Raw genomic sequence first — 822 nt, 5'->3', positions numbered from 1 at the left:
ACGGTGTTGACGAACAGCAACATACTGAAAATTTAACTAAGAACTTGCATAATGATAAAACAATATCAGAAGAAAATCATCGTAAAACAGATGATTTGAATAAAGATCAACTAAAGGATGATAAAAATTCATCGCTTAATAATAAAAATATTCAACGTGATACAACAAAAAATAACAATGCTAATCCTAGCGATGTAAATCAAGGGTTAGAACAGGCTATTAATGATGGCAAACAAAGTAAAGTGGCGTCACAGCAACAGTCAAAAGAGGTAGATAATAGTCAAGATTCAAACGCTAATAACAATCTACCTTCACAAAGTTTAACAAAAGAAGCACCATCATTAAATAAGTCAGATCAAACAAGTCAACGAGAAATTGTTAATGAGACAGAAATAGAGAAAGTACAACCACAACAAAATAATCAAGCGAATGATAAAATTACTAACCACAATTTTAACAATGAACAAGAAGTGAAACCTCAAAAAGACGAAAAAACACTATCAGTTTCAGATTTAAAAAACAATCAAAAATCACCAGTAGAACCAACAAAAGACAATGACAAGAAAAATGGATTAAATTTATTAAAAAGTAGTGCAGTAGCCACGTTACCGAATAAGGGGACAAAGGAACTTACTGCAAAAGCGAAAGATGATCAAACGAATAAAGTTGCCAAACAAGGGCAGTATAAAAATCAAGATCCTATCGTTTTAGTGCATGGTTTCAATGGGTTTACAGATGATATTAATCCTTCAGTGTTAGCTCATTATTGGGGCGGTAATAAAATGAACATTCGCCAAGATTTAGAAGAAAATGGTTACAAAG

Annotated in this window: 1 pseudogene; it reads left to right on the top strand. The window is 31.9% G+C overall.

The window, feature by feature from the left end:
* Positions 1-822: pseudogene (lip1, locus tag IDG60_RS27800) on the top strand (YSIRK domain-containing triacylglycerol lipase Lip1); the annotation flags it as partial.

This window comes from Staphylococcus sp. EG-SA-2 (assembly GCF_017152085.1).
Note: the sequence above shows the minus strand (reverse complement) of the source record. Positions and strands in the feature narration are given on the sequence as shown.